This window comes from Pseudomonas sp. B12(2026) (genome assembly GCF_057767015.1).
The window spans coordinates 5,765,001-5,783,154 of the sequence record NZ_CM173430.1 but is presented as its reverse complement, the minus strand read 5'-3'; the positions used below and the strand labels follow the sequence as shown (position 1 = coordinate 5,783,154).

General features: G+C 68.1%; 18 protein-coding genes (1 of these 18 running past the window's edge). 10 read left to right on the top strand and 8 right to left on the bottom strand.

Translation table 11 applies throughout. From position 1 onward, the window contains the following. Window positions 1-216: 216 nt before the first annotated feature. Window positions 217-1,245 (bottom strand): alcohol dehydrogenase AdhP, encoded by a 1,029-nt coding sequence (adhP, locus tag AC3B6A_RS26850; RefSeq protein ID WP_488403729.1) that lies wholly within the window; start codon window positions 1,243-1,245, stop codon window positions 217-219. A 321-nt stretch (window positions 1,246-1,566) separates the two neighbouring features. On the opposite strand from adhP, the gene purE reads away from it, so the two are divergent. The 4 genes from purE to AC3B6A_RS26830 all read left to right on the top strand — a co-directional run bounded on the left by purE (window position 1,567) and on the right by AC3B6A_RS26830 (window position 4,200). Then, the gene (gene purE, locus AC3B6A_RS26845) at window positions 1,567-2,058 is read left to right on the top strand and encodes a 5-(carboxyamino)imidazole ribonucleotide mutase (protein ID WP_488400127.1); all 492 of its coding nucleotides are present in this window, start codon (window positions 1,567-1,569) and stop codon (window positions 2,056-2,058) included. A gap of 17 nt (window positions 2,059-2,075) precedes the next feature. Continuing rightward, window positions 2,076-3,161 (top strand): 5-(carboxyamino)imidazole ribonucleotide synthase, encoded by a 1,086-nt coding sequence (locus tag AC3B6A_RS26840; protein ID WP_488400126.1) that lies wholly within the window; start codon window positions 2,076-2,078, stop codon window positions 3,159-3,161. Window positions 3,162-3,327: 166 nt separating this feature from the next. Further along, complete coding sequence (locus AC3B6A_RS26835; protein ID WP_488400125.1) at window positions 3,328-3,573, top strand: GlsB/YeaQ/YmgE family stress response membrane protein; 246 nt, start codon at window positions 3,328-3,330, stop codon at window positions 3,571-3,573. An 84-nt stretch (window positions 3,574-3,657) separates the two neighbouring features. After that, window positions 3,658-4,200, top strand: a complete 543-nt coding sequence (locus tag AC3B6A_RS26830; protein WP_488400124.1) for a DUF3299 domain-containing protein — start codon at window positions 3,658-3,660, stop codon at window positions 4,198-4,200. Between the two features lie 628 nt (window positions 4,201-4,828). Here AC3B6A_RS26830 and AC3B6A_RS26825 read toward each other — a convergent pair. The 3 genes from AC3B6A_RS26825 to AC3B6A_RS26815 form a co-directional block, all read right to left on the bottom strand. After that, window positions 4,829-5,740 carry a D-hexose-6-phosphate mutarotase gene (locus AC3B6A_RS26825; RefSeq protein WP_488400123.1) on the bottom strand — a complete coding sequence of 304 codons (912 nt, stop codon included), beginning with the start codon at window positions 5,738-5,740 and terminating at the stop codon, window positions 4,829-4,831. 81 nt (window positions 5,741-5,821) lie between these two features. Beyond that, window positions 5,822-6,502, bottom strand: coding sequence for a GNAT family N-acetyltransferase (locus AC3B6A_RS26820; protein WP_488400122.1), 681 nt, complete (start codon window positions 6,500-6,502; stop codon window positions 5,822-5,824). 14 nt (window positions 6,503-6,516) lie between these two features. Then, window positions 6,517-6,966, bottom strand: a complete 450-nt coding sequence (locus AC3B6A_RS26815; RefSeq protein WP_488400121.1) for a GNAT family N-acetyltransferase — start codon at window positions 6,964-6,966, stop codon at window positions 6,517-6,519. A 116-nt stretch (window positions 6,967-7,082) separates the two neighbouring features. Here AC3B6A_RS26815 and pdxR point away from each other — a divergent pair, with 116 nt between their 5' ends. Both pdxR and AC3B6A_RS26805 read left to right on the top strand, forming a co-directional pair. Next, window positions 7,083-8,537, top strand: a complete 1,455-nt coding sequence (pdxR, locus tag AC3B6A_RS26810) for a MocR-like pyridoxine biosynthesis transcription factor PdxR (protein WP_488400120.1) — start codon at window positions 7,083-7,085, stop codon at window positions 8,535-8,537. Between the two features lie 190 nt (window positions 8,538-8,727). Further along, the gene (locus AC3B6A_RS26805) at window positions 8,728-9,939 is read left to right on the top strand and encodes a YeeE/YedE family protein (protein ID WP_488400119.1); all 1,212 of its coding nucleotides are present in this window, start codon (window positions 8,728-8,730) and stop codon (window positions 9,937-9,939) included. 1 nt (window position 9,940) lies between these two features. Here the strand turns inward: AC3B6A_RS26805 and AC3B6A_RS26800 are convergent, their stop codons facing one another. The 3 genes from AC3B6A_RS26800 to AC3B6A_RS26790 form a co-directional block, all read right to left on the bottom strand. Beyond that, a complete protein-coding gene (locus AC3B6A_RS26800; protein ID WP_488400118.1) occupies window positions 9,941-10,108 on the bottom strand; it encodes a hypothetical protein in 168 nt (55 codons plus the stop codon). Continuing rightward, window positions 10,101-10,661 carry an HdeD family acid-resistance protein gene (locus tag AC3B6A_RS26795; RefSeq protein WP_488400117.1) on the bottom strand — a complete coding sequence of 187 codons (561 nt, stop codon included), beginning with the start codon at window positions 10,659-10,661 and terminating at the stop codon, window positions 10,101-10,103. The genes AC3B6A_RS26800 and AC3B6A_RS26795 overlap by 8 nt, the downstream gene beginning before the upstream one ends. A gap of 160 nt (window positions 10,662-10,821) precedes the next feature. After that, on the bottom strand, window positions 10,822-12,357 hold the full coding sequence (locus tag AC3B6A_RS26790; RefSeq protein WP_488400116.1) for a BCCT family transporter: 1,536 nt from the start codon (window positions 12,355-12,357) through the stop codon (window positions 10,822-10,824). Window positions 12,358-12,716: 359 nt separating this feature from the next. On the opposite strand from AC3B6A_RS26790, the gene betI reads away from it, so the two are divergent. From betI to betA, 3 genes are all read left to right on the top strand, one after another. After that, window positions 12,717-13,310: a transcriptional regulator BetI gene (gene betI, locus AC3B6A_RS26785; protein WP_488400115.1), complete on the top strand. Its 594-nt coding sequence runs from the start codon at window positions 12,717-12,719 to the stop codon at window positions 13,308-13,310. Between the two features lie 53 nt (window positions 13,311-13,363). Continuing rightward, on the top strand, window positions 13,364-14,836 hold the full coding sequence (gene betB, locus AC3B6A_RS26780; RefSeq protein WP_488400114.1) for a betaine-aldehyde dehydrogenase: 1,473 nt from the start codon (window positions 13,364-13,366) through the stop codon (window positions 14,834-14,836). Between the two features lie 128 nt (window positions 14,837-14,964). Then, window positions 14,965-16,647 carry a choline dehydrogenase gene (gene betA / locus AC3B6A_RS26775; RefSeq protein ID WP_488400113.1) on the top strand — a complete coding sequence of 561 codons (1,683 nt, stop codon included), beginning with the start codon at window positions 14,965-14,967 and terminating at the stop codon, window positions 16,645-16,647. Between the two features lie 55 nt (window positions 16,648-16,702). On the opposite strand, the gene AC3B6A_RS26770 is transcribed toward betA, so the two are convergent. Then, the gene (locus AC3B6A_RS26770; protein ID WP_015479588.1) at window positions 16,703-17,107 is read right to left on the bottom strand and encodes an acyl-CoA thioesterase; all 405 of its coding nucleotides are present in this window, start codon (window positions 17,105-17,107) and stop codon (window positions 16,703-16,705) included. A gap of 259 nt (window positions 17,108-17,366) precedes the next feature. Between AC3B6A_RS26770 and AC3B6A_RS26765 the strand changes: the two genes are divergently transcribed. Continuing rightward, on the top strand, window positions 17,367-18,154 hold the 5' portion of the coding sequence (locus tag AC3B6A_RS26765) for an MFS transporter (protein WP_488400112.1). Its footprint extends 532 nt past the window's final position; 788 of the gene's 1,320 nt are visible here — the first part of the coding sequence; its start codon is at window positions 17,367-17,369; its stop codon lies beyond the right edge, outside the window.

The following is an 18,154-nucleotide window of genomic DNA, read 5'->3' as shown; positions in this document are numbered from 1 at the left end:
GGGACATGGCTCTCGCAGGAGCGGACCTTGTCCGCGAATTGCCCTGGCTCCGGCCTGACGATGCGGATCGCGGATGAATCCGGGGGCGCACGCTTTTGTAGGAGCGGACCTTGTCCGCGAATTGCCTCAACTCCGGTCTGTCGGCTGTATCGCGGACAAGGTCCGCTCCTACGGGTGAGGTGAGGCGCGGGACAAGGGCTGTCCCGCGCGATGGGCTTACATCTCGACCACGATCCGCCCTTCGATCTGCCCGGCGCGCATCCTGTCGAGGATGGCATTGATGTCGTCCAGCTTGCCGGCGCTGACGGTGGCCTTCACCAGGCCCTCGCCGGCGAAGTCCAGGGCTTCCTGCAGGTCGGCGCGGGTGCCGACGATGGAGCCGGTGATGTGCAGGCCCTTGAGCACCACGTCGAAGATCGGCGTGGGGAAGTCGCCCGGCGGCAGGCCGACCAGCGACACGCTGCCGCCGCGGCGGGCCATGCCGATGCCCTGGCCGAAGGCGCTGTTGGACACCGCGGTGACCAGCACGCCGTGGGCGCCGCCGATATCGCGCTGCACCACCGCCACCGGGTCCTCCTGGCGCGCGTTGACGGTCAGGCTGGCGCCCAGGCGCCGGGCCAGTTCCAGCTTGGCGTCGTCCACATCGACCGCCACCACGTGCAGGCCCATGGCCCTGGCGTACTGCACGGCGACGTGGCCGAGGCCGCCGATGCCGGAGATCGCCACCCACTGGCCGGGGCGCGCGCCGGTTTCCTTCAGGCCCTTGTACACGGTGACGCCCGCGCAGAGGATCGGCGCGATCTCGGTGAAGCCGACATTTTTCGGCAGGATGCCGACAAAGTTCGGGTCGGCCAGCACATATTCGGCGTAGCCGCCGTTCACCGAATAGCCGGTGTTCTGCTGGTGTTCGCAGAGGGTTTCCCAGCCGGTCAGGCAGTGTTCACAGCAGCCGCAGGCGGTGTACAGCCAGGGCACGCCGACGCGGTCGCCTTCCTTGACGCGGGTGACGCCGGCGCCGACCGCGGCGACGAAACCGACGCCTTCATGGCCGGGGATGAACGGCAGGCTCGGCTTCACCGGCCAGTCGCCCTCGGCGGCGTGCAGGTCGGTGTGACAGACGCCGGAGGCCTCGATCTTCACCAGGACCTGCCCGGGGCCGGGCAGCGGGACGTTGACTTCCTCGATCCGCAGCGGCTCGCCAAAGGCGTGGACGACGGCGGCTTTCATGGTCGTGGGCAGGGTCATGGACATTGCACTCGCTCCTTGAAGGGTGAGGGGCCTGCCCCATCCGGGCAGGGACGTGAAGGAAGAGTCTGAGCTTCTGGGCCTGGACGATCTTGAGCTGAGGCAAGCTTTTCCGGATGCCTGCGCACTCCGCCAGCGGGAAACGGCGGAATCGGGACGGACGGTCATGGCGGGTGCACCCCGGGGTGACCTTTGCGGTATACTGCGCCGCCTTCAAGCCGGCACTGCCCGCCGGTTTGGCCACGTACAAGCCACGCCTCCGACGAGCGTGGCTTGTTGGTTTCTGACGCGCCCAAGAGCGCACTTGAGAGAGGCACGACGATGAGCGCACTGGTTGGCGTGATCATGGGTTCCAAATCCGACTGGAGCACCCTGAGCCACACCGCGGACATGCTGGACAAGCTCGGCATTCCGTACGAAGTGAAGGTGGTTTCCGCCCACCGCACCCCGGACCTGCTGTTCCAGTACGCCGAAGAGGCCGAAGGCCGCGGCATCGAAGTGATCATCGCCGGCGCCGGCGGCGCGGCCCACCTGCCGGGCATGTGCGCCGCCAAGACCCACCTGCCGGTGCTCGGCGTGCCGGTGCAATCCTCCATGCTCTCGGGCGTCGATTCGCTGCTGTCCATCGTGCAGATGCCGGCCGGCGTGCCGGTCGCCACCCTGGCCATCGGCAAGGCCGGCGCGATCAACGCGGCCCTGCTGGCGGCGAGCATCCTGGGCGGCAAGTACCCGAAATATCACGTGGCCCTGAAGGACTTCCGGCGCGAGCAGACCGACATGGTGCTGGACAACCCGGACCCGCGTGACAGCTGAAAGAGAGCGAGCAGAACATGAAAATCGGTGTCATCGGTGGCGGTCAGCTCGGCCGCATGCTGTCCCTGGCGGGTACTCCGCTGGGCATGAACTTCGCCTTCCTCGACCCGGCTCCGGACGCCTGCGCACAGGCCCTGGGCGAGCACATCCGCGCCGACTACAGCGACCAGGAGCACCTGCGCCGGCTGGCCGATGAGGTCGACCTGGTGACCTTCGAGTTCGAGAGCGTGCCGGCCGAGACCGTGGCCTTCCTCTCGCAGTTCGTGCCGGTCTATCCGAGCGCCGAGTCGCTGCGCATCGCCCGCGACCGCTGGTTCGAGAAGTCCATGTTCAAGGACCTGGGCATTCCCACCCCGGCCTTCGCCGACGTGCAGTCCCAGGCCGGCCTCGACGCCGCCGTGGCCGGGATCGGCCTGCCGGCGGTGCTCAAGACCCGCACCCTGGGCTACGACGGCAAGGGCCAGAAGGTCCTGCGCAAGCCCGAGGACGTCGCCGGCGCCTTCGCCGAGCTGGGCAGCGTGCCCTGCATCCTCGAAGGCTTCGTACCCTTCACCGGCGAAGTCTCGCTGGTGGCGGTGCGCGCCCGCGACGGCGAGACCCGCTTCTACCCGCTGGTGCACAACACCCACGAGAACGGCATCCTGCGCCTGTCCGTGGCCAGCAGCGAACACCCGCTGCAGGCGCTGGCCGAAGACTACGTCGGCCGCGTGCTGGACAAGCTGGAATACGTCGGCGTGATGGCCTTCGAGTTCTTCGAGGTCGACGGCGGCCTGAAGGCCAACGAGATCGCCCCGCGCGTGCACAACTCCGGGCACTGGACCATCGAAGGGGCGCAGTGCAGCCAGTTCGAGAACCACCTGCGCGCCGTCGCCGGCCTGCCGCTGGGCTCCACCGCCAAGGTCGGCGAGAGCGCCATGCTCAACTTCATCGGCGAAGTGCCGCCGGTGGCCAAGGTCCTGAGCATCTCCGACTGCCACCTGCACCACTACGGCAAGGCCTTCAAGGCCGGGCGCAAGGTCGGCCACGCCACCTTGCGCTGCGCCGACCTGCCGACCCTGAAGGCGCGCATCGCCGAGGTCGAGGCGCTGATCGCCAGGGGCTGACGGCCTGCCGCTCACGGCGTCCCGAACAAGCCGCGTCGATCCCGACGCGGCTTTTTTCTGCCCGTCTCCCGCGCTGGCGCGGGTGGAACACGGAACGCCGGGGTTTTCTACACTGTCCCATGGCAGGCGCGCACCTACCGCGCTCAACCCACAAGGAGGGACTGTCATGGGCTTCATCGGAACCATCGTCATCGGCCTGATCGTCGGACTCATCGCGCGCTTCCTGAAGCCGGGCGACGACAGCATGGGCTGGATCATGACCATCCTGATCGGCATCGGCGGCTCGCTCCTGGCCACCTATGGCGGCCAGACACTGGGCATCTACGCCGCGGGCCAGGCGGCCGGCTTCATCGGCGCGATAATCGGCGCCGTCGTCCTGCTGGTCATTTACGGCCTGATCAAGAAGAATTGACGGTGATTTCCGGCCCTCTCCCGCAACGGGAGGGGGTGCTGGAGGAACTCCCGCCTGTGCCCGACCGGGCCTTTCGAGTCCACGATGCGCCGTACATTGCTCGCCTGCAGCCTGGTGCTGCTGACTTCCCTGGCATCCGCTGCCGAACTTCCCGAAACCGACTGGCTGTCCCTGATGCCGCCCAGTGACCGCAAGGCGCTGGAAGACATGCCGGAAATCACCCACAACGGCCCCGAAGCCAACGGCACCTTCACCAACAAGGGCGGCCTGAAGCAGACCGACAGGAAGATGCCGGCGGTGATGTATTCCGCCAAGACCGTCGCCGCGCTGAACGGCAAGGCGCTGCGCCTGGGCGGCTACCCGGTGCCGCTGGAGAACGACGCCAAGGGCCGCGTCACCGAATTCTTCCTGGTGCCCTACCCGGGCGCCTGCATCCACGTGCCGCCGCCGCCGCCGAACCAGATCGTGCTGGTGCGCTACCCCAAGGGCATCAAGCTCGACGACATCTACAGCCCGATCTGGGTCAGCGGCACGCTGAAGATCGAGAAGGTCAGCAACGAAATGGCCGACGCCGCCTACGCCATCGACGACGCCAGGGTGCGGCCGGTGCAAGAGAGCGACCTGTAGCCCTCGCGCCGCGCGGCTCTTCCCGTAGGAGCGAGCTTGCTCGCGAACGGATTTCCCGGCGGCTCCGGCGTCAGGCGGTTCGCGAGCACGCTCGCTCCTACGAAAAGCGGCCACAGCCTCGGCTACGCGCAGGGTTATCCGCCGTGATGGGTATCGCTTCGCTCCACGCCATCCTACGAAGAGCAATCCTTCAGCTCCGGCTCTGCCTGCCACACCGAAACATCCGGCGCGCGCAGAGTCCCGTCAGGAGGCCGAGTGGAGGTATTGCGCAGAGGGGCGAGCGGCATGGATGCCGCGAGAGGCGTAAAGGGCCAGGGACGGCCCTTGTACGCCGACCCTCGGAGCAATACCGGAGCGAGGGAAGTCTGAGCGCAGCGAAGACCCGGATGTCGGGACGGGCCCTTTTGGTTCCTTTTGGGGCCCCAAAAGGGACTCGCCCGGGAGGGCGAAACCAAATCTCTCAGCACACGCCGAAGCGGCGCATGAACACCGAACAGGACGGCGGATAACGAACGCCAGAGGCGCCATTCGCCCTACCGAATTCGCTGTCGTAGGAGCGGACCTTGTCCGCGATCCGCACGGCACGGGGCCAATCGCGGACAAGGTCCGCTCCTACGAAGAGCAAGCCTCAGCTTTTCAGCGGCTCACCCCAGATCTCCACCTTCATCGTCTCGCTGCGCCCCGGCGCGACGCTCATCACGTCGTCCCAGACCCGCGCGGTCTCGATGCACAGCATGTTCTGCCAGGCATCGTCGGGGAACTGCGACAGGCGCGCGGCCTTGTCGACCCAGGGGTTCCACACCACCGCCGAGCGCGAGCCTCTGGCCTGGATGTGGATGCCGCGCTCCCAGAGCGGATCGCGGATCACCAGGGGCTTCTCCACGTCCAGGTAGATGCGGTCGGTTTCCCCGGCGATGCGCACCAGGCCGTGCTGCTCGCGTTCTTCCCAGTTCTCCAGGGTCTCGATGTAGCGGCAGCCCTGCAGGCCGTCGATGCCGATCTCGCGGCTGTCGCTCACCGCGAAGTAGGTGTGCAGCGCCTGGCTCACCGGCAGCGGCTTGTCGCCGAGGTTGTGGGTGGTCAGCTCCAGGGCCAGGCGTTCGCCGAAGCGCATCACCAGTTCCAGGCGCGCCGAATGCGGCCAGCCGGGCAGGCCGTGGCGGGCGTCGATGCTGAAGTGCACGGCCAGCTGGCCCAGTTCGTCGGCGATGTCGTCCAGCTGCCAGTCCACGGCGCGCACCAGGCCGTGGGCCGGGGCGCTGTCGCCGGCGAAGGCGGCGCGCACATCCACCGGGTTGCGCTCCAGGCCGCCGAACCACGGCCAGCACACCGGCACGCCGCCGCGCAGGGACTGGCCGTGGCGGAACTCGGCGGTTTCGCTCAGCCACACCAGCGGCGGCTGCTCGTGGGGCTGGTAGCTCAGCAGTTGCGCGCCCTGCTGGGCGATCAGGGCCTCACCATGGGCGGTATGGATGCGCCAGCAGGGCAGTTCGTCGACCTGCACCTGCTCGACGCGGGGCGTCTGGATATCGCTGCTCATGGCGGTCTCCGGGGCTGCGATGGGAAAAGGTCAGTATCACCGATCCTCCCCGCGCCGGGCAGTTCCCGGAGAATGAAAAGATCAGCCCTGGCGCAGGTCCGCCAGGTGCGTCCGCTGCAGTCTTTCGCCGTCGAAGTTGGACGCGTCCAGCCAGGCGTCGAAGGCCCGCCGGCAGCGCGGCCATTCGCTGTCGAGGATGGAGAACCAGGCGGTGTCGCGGTTGCGGTCCTTCACCACCATGTGCTGGCGGAAGCTGCCCTCGAAGGTGAAGCCCAGGCGCTGCGCGGCGCGCATCGAGCGGGCGTTGAGCGAATTGCACTTCCATTCCAGGCGCCGGTAGCCCAACTCGAAGGCCAGCCGGGCGAGCAGGTAGACCGCCTCGGTGGAGGCCGGCGTGCGCTGCATGACGCGGCCGAAGGCGATGTGGCCGATCTCGATCACGCCGTCCTTCGGGGTGATGCGCAGGAAGCTGAGCAGGCCGACGGCGCGGCCGCTGGCGCGGTCGATCACGGCGAAGAACAGCGGGTCGGCGCTGGCCGCGTTGCCGGCGAGCCAGGCGTCGAAATCCGCGCGTTCGGTGAACGGGCCGTAGGCCAGGTAGTCCCACAGCGCCGGGTCGGAGCCAGGGCCCTGCAGCGCCAGCCACAGGTCGTCGGCGTGGCTGGCCGGGTCCAGCGGCGCCAGGTTCACGTAGCGGCCGGGCAGGGTGTGGCGTTCGGGGCTGGCGACCGGGCGCCAGTTCAGCGGTTGCTGCTCGCTCATGGGTGGCTCCGGGGTCAGATGATCTTGCGGTACTGGACGAAACCGGAGCGGTCGGCGATCCGGTCGTAGAGGAACATGGCGTCGGTGTTGCTCTCGTGGGTCAGCCAGTGCACCCGCGCGGCGCCGCTGGCGCGGGCGTCGGCGTAGACGTGCTCGATCAGCGCCGCGCCGGTGCCGCCGCCGCGCTGGCCTTCGGCGACGTACAGGTCCTGCAGGTAGACGTAGTCGCCCCGGGTCCAGCAGGAGCGGTGGTAGATGAAGTGCACCATGCCGATGGCCTCGCCGCCGCGCCAGGCGAGGGCGGCGTGCATCGGCTCGGCCGGGTCGAGGAAGCGTTGCCAGGTGAGGGCGCTGGTGGCCTCGTCGATAGTGGTCTTGTAGAAGCGCTGGTAGCCCTGCCAGAGCGGCAGCCAGGCGGCGTGATCGTCAGCGGTGATCGGGCGGATCTCGACAGCGGAAGACATGGTGACGGCCTTGTGTGTGTTGGAGTGATTCCAGACTAGGTCGGGAATTGGTTCTGCTAAAGAGCCATTCATGGTGAAATTAAAGGAACCATTATCGCCGTTCCGGAATCCGTCCCATGAGCGTCCCGCTGCCTTTCAACCCTTCCGGCATTCGTCTCGATCCCGCGCGCCCGCTGGGTCTGCAGCTGTTCCAGGCGCTGCGCGAGCGCATCCTCGACGGCCGCTTGGCGGCGCGCTCGCGGCTGCCGGCGAGCCGCGACCTGGCGGCGTCGCTGGGCGTTTCGCGCAATACCGTGGTGCGCGCCTACGAGCAGCTCTATGCCGAGGGCTACATCGAGGGCCGCACCGGCGACGGCACTTATGTGGCGGAGCGGGTGCAGCCGGCGGTGGACGCCGTGCGCGGCGAGCCGCGCAGCGTGGATGCGCCGTCGCTGGAGCGCCTGGAACGGCACCATCTGCCGTTGCCGCCCAGCGGCGCGCCGCGTGCCTTCCGGGTCGGCGTGCCGGCCTTCGACCTGTTTCCCTTCGACACCTGGGCGCGGCTGCAGGCGCGTTTCTGGCGCGACCCGCCGCCGGATTGCCTGGGCTACGGCGACCCGGCCGGCGAGCAGCGCCTGCGCGAACTGGTCGCCGCCTACCTGCGCAGCACCCGCGGCCTGCACTGCGACGCCCGGCAGATCATCATCACCAGCGGTGCCCAGCAGGGCATCGCGCTGTGCGCCCAGGTGCTGCTGGCCGAGGGCGACGGCGCGGCCATCGAGAACCCCGGCTACCGCGCCGCCGGCCACGCCTTCGCCACCGCCGGCGCGCGCCTGCACGGCGTGCCGGTGGACGGCGAGGGCCTGTGCACCGGCGCGCTGAAGGAGCTGCCCGGCTGCCGGCTGGTCTACGTCACCCCCTCGCACCAGTACCCGACCGGGGTGACGCTGTCGCTGGCGCGGCGCCTGGAGCTGCTGGAATGGGCCGAACGCAGCGGCGGCTGGATCGTCGAGGACGACTACGACGGCGAGTACCGCTACAGCGGCACCCCGCTGATGCCGCTGGCGGCGCTGGATCGCCACGACCGCGTGCTCTACGTCGGCACCTTCTGCAAGATCGCCTTCCCGGCGCTGCGCCTGGGCTACCTGGTGGTCCCGCCGGCGCTGGCGCAGGCCTTCTCCCGGCGCCGCGCGCTGGATGTGCGGCACTCCGAGGTCGGCACCCAGCGGGTGATGGCCGACTTCATCGCCGAAGGGCATTTCCAGCGTCACGTGCGCCGCATGCGCCGCGCCGCCCGCAGCCGGCGCGATGCGCTGCTGCGCGGCTGGCCGGAGGTTTCCGGCTGCGCGCCGCTGCCGGCGGTGGAGGCCGGACTGCACCTGTGCGTGCGGGTCGACAGCCGCGAGCGCGAACGCGAGCTGGTGCAGCGCGCGGCGGCCGTGGGCGTGGAGGTGAACGCGCTGAGCGACTACTGGCTGCCGGAATCCAGCGAGCCGGAAGACCGCCGCGCCGGGCTGGTGCTGGGCTTCGCGGCGGTGCCCGAGGCGCGCATCGCCGAGGCGCTGAAGGCGCTGCGCAAGGCGTGGGCCTGAGCGCTCGCCGGGCATCCGCCGTGGGCGGTTCGGGGCGGCGATGATGCTGGATAACGCTTGGGGCGTTATTCACCCCAAGGCATGGGCGATGTAACGCCAGGCTATTTGCTTAGCCGACTTACGAAGTTGGCGGCGGGCATTGCGCCCCCTAAACTGCTGCCCCTCTGCAAACGCACTGCCTGGAGGCGCCATGAGCCTAGCCCTGTCCACCGTACCCGAGCGCAAATCCGGCGCGCTCTGGGTTGCCCTGCTGTTGCTGCTGGCGGGCGCGCTGTTTCTCGCGCAGGCGGCGAGCGGTCGCCTGGCCCTGCTGTTCCTGGTCGGCGGCGCGTTGGGGCTGACGCTTTACCACGCCGCCTTCGGCTTCACCTCGGCCTGGCGTGTGTTCATCCGCGAACGCCGGGGCGCCGGGCTGCGCGCGCAGATGGTGATGCTGGCGCTGGCGGTGCTGCTGTTCTTCCCCGCACTCGCCGCCGGCACCCTGTTCGGCGAGCCGGTGAAGGGGCTGGTGTCGCCGGCGGGCACCTCGGTGATCGTCGGCGCCTTCCTGTTCGGCATCGGCATGCAGCTGGGCGGTGGCTGCGCCTCCGGCACGCTGTTCACCGTGGGCGGCGGCAATGCGCGGATGCTGGTGACCCTGCTGTTCTTCATCGTCGGCTCGCTGGTCGCCACGCATCACATCGGCTGGTGGTTCGCCCTGCCGTCGCTGCCGCCGACGTCCATCGTGCAGTCCCTCGGCCTGTTCCCGGCGCTGGCGCTGAGCCTGGCGCTGTTCGCCGCCATCGCCGCGGTCAGCGTGGTGCTCGAACGCCGCCGCCATGGCGTGCTGGAGCTGATCGCCAGCAACGGCGAGCACGGCGCCGGCCGCTTCCTGCGCGGCCCCTGGCCGCTGGTGTGGGGCGCGGTGGCGCTGGCGCTGCTGAACTTCGCCACCCTGGCGCTGGCCGGGCGGCCGTGGGGCGTCACCTCGGCCTTTGCCCTGTGGGGCGCCAAGGCTGCCGAGACACTGGGCCTGTCGGTCCACGACTGGGCCTTCTGGCAGGCGGAGGCGAATGCCAAGGCGCTGGCCGCGCCGGTCTGGCAGGACATCACCAGTGTCATGGACTTCGGCATCATGCTCGGCGCGCTGCTGGCCGCCGGCCTGGCCGGGCGTTTCGCGCCGAACCTGAAGATCCCGGCGCGCTCGCTGGCGGCGGCGGTGATCGGTGGCCTGCTGCTCGGCTACGGCGCGCGCCTGGCCTACGGCTGCAACATCGGCGCGTACTTCAGCGGCATCGCCTCGGGCAGCCTGCATGGCTGGCTGTGGCTGGTCGCGGCCTTTTTCGGCAATGCCGTGGGGGTGCGCCTGCGTCCGCTGTTCTTCCCCGCCGAGCGAGTGGAAGAGCGCCTGACCGGCTGCTGAGTCAGGCGGGGCGGGGCGTCTCGCGTTCCGCCCAGTAGGTCTGCCGGTGCCCGCGCGCCTGGTAGTCCCGCGCCAGGGCTTCGGCCTCGGCGCGGGTCAGCTGGCGGCGCATGACGAAGCGGTTGCCGTTGTCGTCCAGGCGCAACAGGCACCAGTCCCGCTCAGGCATCGAGGGTCGAGGTCTTGCGCAGGCGCAGGGCGAGCATCACCAGCATCACCCCGAAGAACACCGAGTAGGCGCCGATCACCCACACCACCGCGACCGCGCCGGCGCCGGGGTTGGCGATCATCATCACGCCGAACAGCACCGACAGCACCCCGGAAAGCCCCATCCACCATTCGTTGGCCAGCGCCTTGCGCAGGCGGATCGCCGCGCTGATCTGCAGGATGCCGGTGAACAGCGCCCAGATGGCGATCAGCATGAGCAGGCTGAGCGCCGTCAGCGCCGGCCAGAAGAACGCCACCAGCCCCGCGCCGACGCCCAGCAGGCCGACCAGCACCAGTGGCCAGATCGGCCGTCCCGACTCGCGCATGCGCGCGGCGGCGAGCAGGGTGAACACCCCGTCGACGAAGGCGTAGGCGCCCCAGACCAGCACCAGCACGGCGAGCGCGATGGTGGGCGAGGCGATGGCCAGGATGCCGAAGATCACCGCCGCCACGCCGCGCAGGGCAATCCATTTCCAGTGCTGGCCGAGGGTCTGCCAGAGGGGGTGGTCGTTCATGACTGTCTCCCGGGAGGTTTCGCTGAAACCATAGTCGCTCGCCCGGGCCTGCGCCCGGGCGGCCCAGGTCAAGGATGCGGAAAAGAAAAGCCCGGCGCGTAGCCGGGCAAAAGGGCCTGCCGGGGCAGGCGAGCGGCGTCGGGCGACGCCGCTGGGGAGATCAGGCCGCCGGTGCCAGTACCGGCGGCGCGGCGTGGCCGTGGAGCGCCTCGTAGTCCGCCTTCATGGCCTTGTAGAGGCCGAACATGAACAGGATCAGCACCGCCGAGAAGGGCAGGCCGGCCAGCACCACCACCGTCTGCATGGCGGTGAAGTTGCCGGCGAACAGCAGGCCGATGGTCACCAGGGTGATCACCACCGACCAGAGGATGCGCAGCCAGTGCGGGGCGTCCTCGTCGAGGTCGCCGCCCTGGCGCGACAGGTTGGCCAGCATCACCGAGCCGGAGTCGGCCGGGGTGAGGAACAGCACGAAGCCGACGAAGATCGACAGGCCGATCACCACCTTGGCGAAGGGGTAATGCTCCAGCAACAGGTAGATCGACATCGACGGCTGCTCCAGCGCGGCCTTGCCGAGGTCGGCGGCGCCCTGGTTCATCACCAGCTCCAGCGCGCTGTTGCCGAACACCGAGAGCCAGGCGAGGGTGAAGCCCAGCGGGATCAGCAGCACGCCCATGACCAGTTCGCGCACGGTGCGGCCACGGGAGATGCGGGCGATGAACATGCCGACGAAGGGCGCCCAGGAAATCCACCAGGCCCAGTAGAACAGGGTCCACAGGCCCAGCCACTCCTCGTTCTTGCCGGCGCCGCCGCCGGTGTAGACGTAGAGGTCGAAGGTCTTGAGCACCAGGCCGTTGAGGTAGTCGCCGAGGTTCTGCACGAAGCCGTTGAGCAGCTCCAGGGTGGAGCCGCAGACCAGCACGAAGAGCAGCAGCGAACTGAACAGCACGATGTTCAGGTTGGACAGCCGGCGGATGCCTTTCTCGATGCCCGAGACCGCGGCCAGCGTGGCCACCAGGCTCATCACCAGCAGCACGACCAGCAGGGTGCTTTTCGAGTGCTGCATGCCGGTCAGGTACTCGATGCCGGAGGATACCTGCAGCGCGCCGATCCCCAGGTTGGTGACCAGGCCGAGCAGGGTGACGAAGATGCCGAAGCAGTCCACCGCATGGCCGGCCGCGCCCTTCACCCAGCGCTCGCCGAGGATCGGCAGCAGCGCCGAACGCAGGGCCAGCGGCTGGCGGTGGCGGTAGGCGAAGTAGCCGACGGCGAGGCCGACCAGCGCGTAGATCGCCCAGCCGTGCACGCCCCAGTGCAGGAAGGTCAGTTGCAGCGCCTGGCGTGCCGCCTGCGGGCTGCCGGCGACGCCTTCCGGCGGATGGTAGAGGTGGTCGATGGGCTCGGAAGCGGCGAAGTACAGCAGCGAGATGCCGATGCCGGAGGAAAACAGCATGCCGGCCCAGGCGCCGTAGCTGAAGTCCGGCTTCTCGTGGTCGGCGCCCAGCTTCAGGGTGCCGTAGCGCGAGAACGCGACCCAGAGGACGAAGAACAGATAGGCCCCGATGGCCAGCATGTAATACCAGCCGAAACTGTGCGAGAGCCACGTCTGCGTGCGGCCCAGGACCGCGCCGGCGCTGTCGGGAAAGAGAATGAGGGCGGCGGTCAGAACCAGGATCAGCGCGGTGGAGGCGTAGAACACGATCGGATTCAGACGTACCTGCTCGTTTGTTTTTATTGGCGAAGCAGTACTCATTTGGAGGATGACCCCATGGCAGTGAACGCATGGCGGCCGGCGGCGGTGCATAAGGCACGGCGACGGGCCGCGAACTACAGACACAACATTGCCGCCGCGACACTTCCGGCCCGGATTCTGCGATCCTTGGGGGTTGGAAAGCGACGCGGTGTTGAACGGCCCGGGCCTGCATGCACGCAAGGCTCGGAGCGGTTCACGGAGCGCAGCTTATTCTTAGTTGATTGAACGTTCAATAAAAACAAAATAGACTGGCCCAAGAAGTCGCCGGGCGGCACAGGTACGTCCAGGCGAAGAGGAGAGACGAAATGCCCAAGGTCGGTATGCAGCCGATTCGCCGTTCCCAGCTGATCCACGCCACGCTCGAGGCGGTGGACCAGGTGGGCATGGGCGACGCCAGCATCGCCCTGATCGCCCGTCTGGCGGGGGTCTCCAACGGCATCATCAGCCACTACTTCCAGGACAAGAACGGACTCCTGGAAGCGACCATGCGCCACCTGATGGCGGCGCTGAGCAAGGCCGTCGGCGAGCGCCGCAAGGCCCTGAAGAACGACGAGCCACGCTCGCGCCTGCGCGCGATCATCGAAGGCAACTTCGATTCGAGCCAGGTCAACGGGCCGGCGATGAAGACCTGGCTGGCCTTCTGGGCGGCCAGCATGCACCAGCCGTCGTTGCGCCGCCTGCAGCGGATCAACGACCACCGCCTGTATTCGAACCTGTGCTGCGAGTTCCGCCGGGTCCTGCCGCTCGCACAGGCGCGCGCGGCGGCCCGCGGGCTGGCGGCGCTGATCGATGGACTGTGGCTGCGCGGCGCGCTCTCGGGCGATGCCTTCGACACCGTGCAGGCGCTGTCCATCGCCTACGACTACCTCGATCAACAACTGGCCAAGCAGACCGGATAGCCCGCTGCGTCAGCCTTGCGTACTGACACCTAATAAGAGAGGACACTCGCACCATGGCTCGATTCGAAGTACAGAAGCTCTACATTGGCGGTCGCTACGTGGAAGCCACCAGCGGCGCCACCTTCGAGACCATCAATCCGGCCAATGGTGAAGTCCTCGCCCAGGTCCAGCGCGCGTCGAAGGACGACGTCGAGCGCGCCGTGCAGAGCGCGGTGCAAGGGCAGAAGGTGTGGGCGGCGATGACCGCCATGCAGCGCTCGCGCATCCTGCGCCGCGCGGTGGAAATCCTCCGCCAGCGCAACGATGAACTGGCCGAGCTGGAAACCCTCGACACCGGCAAGCCGCTGGCCGAGACCCGCAACGTCGACATCGTCACCGGCGCCGACGTGCTCGAGTACTACGCCGGCCTGGTTCCGGCCATCGAGGGCGAGCAGATCCCGCTGCGCGAGACCAGCTTCGTCTACACCCGCCGCGAGCCGCTGGGCGTGGTTGCCGGTATCGGCGCCTGGAACTACCCGATCCAGATCGCCCTGTGGAAATCCGCACCGGCCCTGGCCGCCGGCAACGCGATGATCTTCAAGCCCAGCGAGGTCACCCCGCTGAGCGTGCTGAAACTCGCCGAGATCTACACCGAGGCCGGCCTGCCCGACGGCGTGTTCAACGTCCTCACCGGCAGCGGCCGCGAAGTCGGCCAGTGGCTGACCGAGCACCCGCTGATCGAGAAGATCTCCTTCACCGGCGGCACCTCCACCGGCAAGAAGGTCATGGCCAGCGCGTCCAGTTCCTCGCTCAAGGAAGTCACCATGGAGCTGGGCGGCAAGTCGCCGCTGATCATCTTCGAGGACGCCAACCTCGACCGCGCCGCCGACATCGCCGTCATGGCCAACTTCTTCAGCTCCGGGCAGGTGTGCACCAACGGTACCCGCGTGTTCATCCCGCGCAACCTGCAGGCGCGCTTCGAGGAGAAGGTGGTCGAGCGGGTGAAGCGCATCCGCCTCGGCAGCCCGCAGGATGAAAACACCAACTTCGGCCCGCTGGTGAGCTTCCCGCACATGGAGAGCGTGCTCGCCTACATCGAGTCCGGCAAGGAACAGAAGGCCCGCCTGTTGTGCGGCGGCGAACGCGTCACCCAGGGCGCGTTCGGCAAGGGCGCCTATGTCGCGCCGACCGTGTTCACCGACTGCCGCGACGACATGACCATCGTCCGCGAGGAAATCTTCGGGCCGGTGATGAGCATTCTCGTCTACGACAGCGAGGACGAGGTCATCCGCCGCGCCAACGACACCGAATACGGCCTGGCGGCCGGCGTGGTCACCCAGGACCTGGCCCGCGCGCACCGGGCGATCCATCGCCTCGAGGCGGGCATCTGCTGGATCAACACCTGGGGCGAGTCGCCGGCCGAGATGCCGGTTGGCGGATACAAGCAATCGGGTGTCGGTCGCGAGAACGGTCTGACCACCCTGGCTCATTACACTCGCATCAAATCCGTGCAGGTAGAGCTGGGCGACTACGCCTCGGTGTTCTGACCGCCGCGAGCGAGCCCTGAACGGCCGGTCGCAGGCCCCACTCCCTGACCACCGGCCATCCCGAATACGCAGACACCGGCGCGCACGCGTCGCGGGTGGTGTCGTGCCCGAAAAAGAGGAAGGCCTGCATGTCCCAGGAATTCGACTACATCATCATCGGCGCCGGCTCGGCCGGTAACGTACTGGCCACCCGCCTGACCGAGGACGCCGACGTCAGCGTCCTGCTGCTCGAAGCCGGCGGCCCGGACTACCGCGCCGACTTCCGCACCCAGATGCCCGCCGCGCTGGCCTACCCGCTGCAGGGCCGCCGCTACAACTGGGCCTATGTGACCGACCCCGAGCCGCACATGAACAACCGCCGCATGGAGTGCGGGCGCGGCAAGGGCCTGGGCGGCTCCTCGCTGATCAACGGCATGTGCTACATCCGCGGCAACGCCATGGACTTCGATGGCTGGGCCAAGGCCAAGGGCCTGGAAGACTGGACCTACCTCGACTGCCTGCCGTACTTCCGCAAGGCCGAGACCCGCGACATCGGGCCCAACGACTTCCACGGCGGCAACGGCCCGGTCAGCGTCACCACGCCCAAGGCCGGCAACAACCCGCTGTTCCACGCCATGGTCGAGGCGGGCGTGCAGGCCGGCTATCCGCGTACCGAAGACCTCAACGGCTACCAGCAGGAAGGCTTCGGTCCGATGGACCGCACCGTCACCCCGCAGGGCCGCCGTTCCAGCACCGCGCGCGGCTACCTGGACCAGGCCCGCGAGCGTGCCAACCTGACCATCGTCACCCACGCGCTGACCGACCGCATCCTGTTCAGCGGCAAGCGCGCCATCGGTGCCACCTATCTGCATGGCGATGACAATGCGCTGAAGGAGGTCCGCGCCCGCCGCGAAGTGCTGGTGTGCTCCGGCGCCATCGCCTCGCCGCAGCTGCTGCAGCGTTCCGGCGTCGGTCCGGCGGCATTGCTGCGCGACCTGGGCATCGAGGTGGTGCACGACCTGCCCGGCGTCGGCCAGAACCTGCAGGACCACCTGGAGATGTACCTGCAGTACGCCTGCAAGCAGCCGGTCTCGCTGTACCCGGCGCTGCAATGGTGGAACCAGCCGCAGATCGGCGCGGAGTGGATGTTCCTCGGCACCGGCCTGGGCGCCAGCAACCAGTTCGAGGCGGGCGGTTTCATCCGCACCCGTGCGGAGTTCGAATGGCCGAACATCCAGTACCACTTCCTGCCGGTGGCGATTAACTACAACGGCAGCAACGCGGTGAAGGAGCATGGCTTCCAGGCCCACGTCGGCTCCATGCGCTCGCCCAGCCGCGGCCGCATCAACGCGGTCTCCCGCGACCCGCGCAAGCACCCGAGCATCCTGTTCAACTACATGTCCACCGAGCAGGACTGGCAGGAATTCCGCGATGCCATCCGCGTCACCCGCGAGATCATGAACCAGCCGGCCCTCGACCCCTATCGCGGTCGCGAGCTCAGCCCGGGGCTGGACAAGCAGAGCGATGCCGAACTGGATGCGTTCGTCCGCGAGCATGCGGAGACCGCCTTCCATCCCTCCTGCTCCTGCAAGATGGGCGAGGACGACATGGCGGTGGTCGATGGCGAGGGCCGTGTGCACGGCATGCAGGGGCTGCGCGTGGTGGATGCCTCGATCATGCCGCTGATCATCACCGGCAACCTCAACGCCACCACCATCATGATGGCCGAGAAGATCGCCGATAAGGTCCGTGGCCGCGAGGCCCTGCCCCGCAGCAAGGCCGAGTACTACAAGGCTGACGGAGCTCCGGTGCGCGGAAAGTCGTTGCGCTGATCGATTGCGAAGGGCAAGGACGGAAACGCCGGCATGACAGTCGGCGTTTCAGTTTTCAGCCACGGCGCGGTGGAACCGGACGGGTGCGGCCACTGCCGTCGATGGCGACGAAGACGAACACCGCTTCGGTGACCTTGCGCCACTCGCTGGACAGCGGATCGTCGCTCCATACCTCGACCAGCATGCGGATCGAGCTGCGGCCGACTTCCAGCGATTGCGTATAGAAGGAGAGCTGCGCGCCGACCGCGACCGGGACCAGGAACGCCATGCGATCGATGGCCACGGTGGCGACGCGGCCCCCGGCGATGCGGCTGGCCATGGCGGTACCGGCGAGATCCATCTGCGCCACCAGCCAGCCACCGAAGATGTCGCCAAAGCCGTTGGTCTCGCGCGGCAGGGCGGTAATCTGCAGGGCAAGGTCACCCTGCGGGATGGGATCTTCTTGTTCGAGCTCGATCATAGGTCAGGGCCTCTTGCCCCCGGCATTCTCATGGTGAGGTTGTGGAAAAGCTCTCCCAAGACACCTGACGGCGCAAGGCCTTGGGACAGCTTTTGATCGGCCTGCCCGCATTATATAGAGCCAGGTCCTCTACGACGACCTTGGGGTTCGGCTTTGCCCCGGGCGTGCACGCCTGTGTCGTCCCTGTGCAATTTGCTATGGTGCGGCACCGGTGGCTCGCCGTCGCCGTCATCCGCCTTGCCTGTCGAGAATAATCATAATGCCTTCTGTGAACGCTCCTGCCGTGCCGGCGTCACGTCCGTTGACCCGCAGCGACTACAAGACCCTGGCCCTGTCCGCCCTGGGCGGCGCCCTGGAGTTCTACGACTTCATCATCTTCGTGTTCTTCGCCACTGTGGTCGGCAAGCTGTTCTTTCCCGCCGACATGCCGGAGTGGTTGCGCCAGCTGCAGACCTTCGGCCTGTTCGCTGCCGGCTACCTGGCGCGGCCGCTGGGCGGGGTGATCATGGCCCACTTCGGCGACCTGCTGGGCCGCAAGAAGATGTTCACCCTGAGCATCTTCCTGATGGCGGTTCCCACGTTGATCATGGGCCTGCTGCCGACCTACGTGCAGATCGGCATCTGGGCGCCGCTGGCCCTGTTGCTGCTGCGCGTCATCCAGGGCGCCGCCATCGGTGGCGAAGTGCCCGGGGCCTGGGTATTCGTCGCCGAGCACGTCCCGCGCCGTCATGTGGGCTACGCCTGCGGCACGCTCACTTCGGGTCTGACCGCCGGCATCCTCATCGGTTCGCTGGTGGCGACGCTGATCAACAGCCTGTTCAGCGCCGAAGAAGTGCAGGGCTATGCCTGGCGGATTCCATTCCTGCTCGGTGGCATCTTCGGCCTGCTCTCCGTCTACCTGCGTCGCTGGCTGCACGAGACCCCGGTGTTCGCCGAGCTGCAACTGCGCAAGCAACTGGCCGAGGAAGTGCCGTTGGGCGTGGTCGTGCGCGAGCATCGCCCGGCGGTGGTGCTGTCCATGCTGCTGACCTGGGTGCTGTCGGCGGG

Excerpts from the sequence above, each read along its gene's own strand:
- adhP (WP_488403729.1), bottom strand. The coding sequence starts at position 1,245 with ATGACCCTGCCCACGACCATGAAAGCCGCCGTCGTCCACGCCTTTGGC.
- purE (WP_488400127.1), top strand. The coding sequence starts at position 1,567 with ATGAGCGCACTGGTTGGCGTGATCATGGGTTCCAAATCCGACTGGAGC.
- AC3B6A_RS26840 (WP_488400126.1), top strand. The coding sequence starts at position 2,076 with ATGAAAATCGGTGTCATCGGTGGCGGTCAGCTCGGCCGCATGCTGTCC.
- AC3B6A_RS26835 (WP_488400125.1), top strand. The coding sequence starts at position 3,328 with ATGGGCTTCATCGGAACCATCGTCATCGGCCTGATCGTCGGACTCATC.
- AC3B6A_RS26830 (WP_488400124.1), top strand. The coding sequence starts at position 3,658 with ATGCGCCGTACATTGCTCGCCTGCAGCCTGGTGCTGCTGACTTCCCTG.
- AC3B6A_RS26825 (WP_488400123.1), bottom strand. The coding sequence starts at position 5,740 with ATGAGCAGCGATATCCAGACGCCCCGCGTCGAGCAGGTGCAGGTCGAC.
- AC3B6A_RS26820 (WP_488400122.1), bottom strand. The coding sequence starts at position 6,502 with ATGAGCGAGCAGCAACCGCTGAACTGGCGCCCGGTCGCCAGCCCCGAA.
- AC3B6A_RS26815 (WP_488400121.1), bottom strand. The coding sequence starts at position 6,966 with ATGTCTTCCGCTGTCGAGATCCGCCCGATCACCGCTGACGATCACGCC.
- pdxR (WP_488400120.1), top strand. The coding sequence starts at position 7,083 with ATGAGCGTCCCGCTGCCTTTCAACCCTTCCGGCATTCGTCTCGATCCC.
- AC3B6A_RS26805 (WP_488400119.1), top strand. The coding sequence starts at position 8,728 with ATGAGCCTAGCCCTGTCCACCGTACCCGAGCGCAAATCCGGCGCGCTC.
- AC3B6A_RS26800 (WP_488400118.1), bottom strand. The coding sequence starts at position 10,108 with ATGCCTGAGCGGGACTGGTGCCTGTTGCGCCTGGACGACAACGGCAAC.
- AC3B6A_RS26795 (WP_488400117.1), bottom strand. The coding sequence starts at position 10,661 with ATGAACGACCACCCCCTCTGGCAGACCCTCGGCCAGCACTGGAAATGG.
- betI (WP_488400115.1), top strand. The coding sequence starts at position 12,717 with ATGCCCAAGGTCGGTATGCAGCCGATTCGCCGTTCCCAGCTGATCCAC.
- betB (WP_488400114.1), top strand. The coding sequence starts at position 13,364 with ATGGCTCGATTCGAAGTACAGAAGCTCTACATTGGCGGTCGCTACGTG.
- betA (WP_488400113.1), top strand. The coding sequence starts at position 14,965 with ATGTCCCAGGAATTCGACTACATCATCATCGGCGCCGGCTCGGCCGGT.
- AC3B6A_RS26770 (WP_015479588.1), bottom strand. The coding sequence starts at position 17,107 with ATGATCGAGCTCGAACAAGAAGATCCCATCCCGCAGGGTGACCTTGCC.